This is a genomic window from candidate division TA06 bacterium, assembly GCA_004376575.1.
GTDB lineage: Bacteria > Hydrothermota > DG-26 > E44-bin18 > E44-bin18 > E44-bin18.
Window position 1 is genome coordinate 1 of sequence record SOJN01000144.1, and the last position, 3,581, is coordinate 3,581.

At 48.0% G+C, this 3,581-nt stretch carries 5 protein-coding genes; all 5 read right to left on the reverse strand.

From position 1 onward, the window contains the following. A partial coding sequence (locus E3J62_12035; protein TET43872.1) for a hypothetical protein occupies window positions 1-297 on the reverse strand: 297 nt, incomplete at its 3' end. A 17-nt stretch (window positions 298-314) separates the two neighbouring features. Then, window positions 315-836, reverse strand: a complete 522-nt coding sequence (locus tag E3J62_12040) for a hypothetical protein (GenBank protein TET43873.1) — start codon at window positions 834-836, stop codon at window positions 315-317. After that, complete coding sequence (locus E3J62_12045; GenBank protein ID TET43874.1) at window positions 833-1,084, reverse strand: hypothetical protein; 252 nt, start codon at window positions 1,082-1,084, stop codon at window positions 833-835. The genes E3J62_12040 and E3J62_12045 overlap by 4 nt, the downstream gene beginning before the upstream one ends. Before the next feature lie 37 nt (window positions 1,085-1,121). Then, window positions 1,122-1,682: a hypothetical protein gene (locus E3J62_12050; GenBank protein ID TET43875.1), complete on the reverse strand. Its 561-nt coding sequence runs from the start codon at window positions 1,680-1,682 to the stop codon at window positions 1,122-1,124. A gap of 157 nt (window positions 1,683-1,839) precedes the next feature. Next, on the reverse strand, window positions 1,840-3,525 hold the full coding sequence (locus E3J62_12055) for a tetratricopeptide repeat protein (GenBank protein ID TET43876.1): 1,686 nt from the start codon (window positions 3,523-3,525) through the stop codon (window positions 1,840-1,842). Window positions 3,526-3,581: the final 56 nt, after the last annotated feature.

The following is a 3,581-nucleotide window of genomic DNA, read 5'->3' on the forward strand; positions in this document are numbered from 1 at the left end:
CTTGCCCATCTCGAAGATCAGGCGCAGCATCCCCTCTTCCTCTGAAGGAGAGTTGTCGCTCTTCCTGAGAGCTCCAAGCGCAATATCGAAATACTCTGAAGGTCTCTTGGGTAGAGGGGCGAAATCATCGTCCACCCCCACAGAACAGGTAGCCTTGAGGACAGAGAGCATGTCATTGACAGAACACTTCCCCAGCCCATCGCCGGAACCAGAACCGCACGGAGCGCCATGTACAGCTGACCAGATCCTCTCGGTGAGGTTAGCCAGCTCATCCCTAAGAAGCTTTTGTTTTTTCAATGGTTATCCCTCCACCTCTAATGATCTGAAAGCGCATAACGTGAGAAATGGTCAATCTGGGCTGTGACAGTCTTCTTCTTAGTATCCACTTTGGCGTGAGTGTCAATCCAAGTATTCGTCTCATAATCGACAAAGTAGATGGTCAGGTCCTCCTCGTTCATGTCACCAAGGTCAAGGCGCTTATATGATATCTTGAATTCAACTGCCTTGTTGAACACAAGCCCCTCAGGACCAAGGTCTATCACCGCAATTCCGGGCCATGGCTCACACATCGATATCTCCGTGTCGTTGCTAAGTGCATTCTTTGGAATCTTTATAGAGTACATGTTGAGCTTTAGCTTTCTGCCTTTATCTGCCTTGATCATTTTTTCTATGCAGTGAGGCCCCAGCGTATTATCCTGGTAGCGGAGAAACCGTATACTCTCCACCCCAGTTCTGGGGCTTGAAGGAAGTGCCAACTTGCCGCAGCCAGATACTACAAAACCTATGGCGACGACCCCGATCAGCACTACCGCTGGCCTTTTCACCATCGAAGTCATACTACCACTCCTTTCAGCAGGCAGTCAAAGACATTGGAAAACCTAGTTCTTAGGCCTCCTTTCTGCCTGGTCTGTACTTGAACAACTGGTTGAAGGCAGATAAACGAGTTTACTCGTGCCCGCAACCAGAAGTTTTTTGACCTCCTTCCCTCATGTTGTACAGCCGAAAACGGAAGATCAAGCACGGCTGACCATACCCTCTCCACGAGATTAGTCAACTCATCTCTAGAAAGCTTCTGCTTCTTCAACGTCTATTCCTCCAAAAAGCTGTGTAAACCGTCTCTTTTAACGATCATGACTGAGATGATGACTCTTATGATCTGAAAGCGCATAACGAGAGAAATGGTCAATCTGAGCTGTGACAGTCTTCTTCTCAGTATTCACTTTAGCGTGAGTGTCAATCCATCTATTCGTCCTATAGTCGACATAGTAGATGGTCAGGTTTTCCTCGTTCACGTCACCAAGCTCAACGCGCTTATATGAAATCGTCAATTCGACTTGCTTTTCCTGCTTTCTGAACACGAGCCCGTGAGGACCAAGGTCTACCACTACAAGTCCAGGCCATGGCTCACTCATCGATATCCACGTGTCCCTCTTGAGCGCCTTCTTTGGAATCCTCAGAGAATACATTCTGTTGAGCTTTAGCCTTCCGCCTATCTTTGCCTTGATCAGTTTCTCAACGTAACCCCCACCCAAGGCGTTGTCTTCGTAGCGGAGAAACCGTATGTTCTCTACCCCCGTTCTGGGGCTTGAAGGAAGTGCCAACTTGCCGCAGCCAGATACTACAAAACCTATGGCGACAACTCCAATAAGCGCTGCTCCCAACTTTCTTCCTGGCGAAGACATGCTATATCACTCCTTTCATCAGGTAGTTAAAGACATTGAAAATGCTTTGTTCTTATCGTCAGCTTTCCTCTTTTTCCGGCCCCTGTTTGAACCACTGATTGAATGAAGACAATAGAGCTTGATACTGCTTGCGATTAAAAGGTCCAATCTCCTTTCATCAAGTTGTACAACCAAAAAAGGATGACATATTCCACAGTTCTAAAATGTCAGTCGTCTGGACTTTTTCTCCATCCTTTTCGCTCACAGCCTTATAGATCTTCTTTATTAGCATCACAAACTGTTCGACTATTTCCGGATCAAAGAACGTACCAGACTCTGCCATGATAATTCCTATGCTTTCTTCCTGACTCCTCGCAGGCCGGTACGACCTGCGTGAGGTCATTGCATCAAAAACATCTGCAACTGCAATAATTCTCGCCCCGAGCGGTATGCCGTAACCACGAAGACCATCAGGATATCCTCTCCCGTCAAACCTCTCATGATGGTGCCTCACAAGGGGCTTAACACTCCAGGGGAAATCTACAGACTGCATAATCCTTAGGCCCAGTTCAGGGTGCTTCTTTATGAGTCCATACTCAAAATCAGTCAGTTTTGAGGGCTTTCTGAGTATCTTGGTTGATATCTTTATCTTTCCGACATCGTGCAGATAAGCAGCGGTTATGATACCTTTCTTCTCCTCTTCACTCACACCAAGCCTGTTGGCCAGCGCAAGCGCGTACATTGCCACCCTCCCCGAATGGCCAAGCGTGTATGGATCCTTGAGCTCCACATCGGAAGCGATTTCCTTAATGATCGAAAGATAGAGCCTCTCCAGCTCGTATATCTCTTTGTTTAAACCCGTGATGTCTCTTTTGGCTCTTAGCTCTTCAAAAATATCCAGGGACTTAGAGAGCATCTGGAGGGTCTTCTTGCTCTTCCCCTGCCGCTTATATGTGAGACCGAGTTCCCGATAGGCCTCAGCCATTCCCAGCGGGCTCTTGTATTCCTGATTCAGCTTCAGGCAGTCCCTGAGAAACTCCTCAGCATGCTTCCAGTCACCGGTCTCTCTGCTTATCAGGCCTTGGAGCTTGTATGCCTCTGCCAACCCGAGCATATCACCCACGGTCTCTGTTATCCTCAGTGCTCTTTCCGCGTAATTCCTGGCCTCAGGTATGTCCATCAGATCAAGATGGAGCTCAGCCTTGTTAAGATAAGTTATGGAAGTGAGCGACACCTCACCAATCTCTCTGGATATCTCAAGACTCTTCTCATAATATTCCCTTGCCCGTGCAAGATCGCCTTTGTCCGCAAAGGTCATACCCAGGTTATGGTACGTTTCAGCAAGTCCCCTGGGGTTGCCCAGCCTCTCGAACCTCGGAATCGATTCTTGATAGTGAACGATAGCTTTATTGAGATTACCCCTTGCGCAGGCAAGTGCTCCCAGATTGTTGTTTATCTCTCCCATCAGCTGAACATCATCCAGTTCTTCAGCAATTTCCAAACCTTTGTGATAGTAGTCCTCAGCCTTTTCCCACTTTCCCTTCTCGAACAGGACTATGGCGATTTGGTTGTAGACTGACGCTTCGCCTTCACAGTTTTCACAGTTCTCGTATATCTTGAGGCTTTTCTGGTATGCTTCCAGGGCGCCGTCCCAATCATCCCTCCTCCTCAGTATTCGGCCAATCTGTACAAGGATCTCAGCCTGCCTTTTGTGAAGAGAATCTCGTTGGGCAACTTCCAGAGCCCTGGAATAGCAGTCTAATGACCTATCCCAGTCTCCCTCAGTGTACCGTTCGGTCCCCTCCTCAAACAGCTCGTCTAGCGAGCACTTCTCTGAAACCCTTTGTTCTAATGTCGTCCTCATTCTCTTCTAGAAGCCGTAGCCTCCTCCTTCACTTCAGCAAGATAGCTCTTCACCTT

Bases quoted from the DNA above. Each gene is read 5' to 3' on its own strand.
- E3J62_12040 (TET43873.1), bottom strand. From the start codon at position 836: ATGACTTCGATGGTGAAAAGGCCAGCGGTAGTGCTGATCGGGGTCGTC.
- E3J62_12050 (TET43875.1), bottom strand. From the start codon at position 1,682: ATGTCTTCGCCAGGAAGAAAGTTGGGAGCAGCGCTTATTGGAGTTGTC.
- E3J62_12055 (TET43876.1), bottom strand. From the start codon at position 3,525: ATGAGGACGACATTAGAACAAAGGGTTTCAGAGAAGTGCTCGCTAGAC.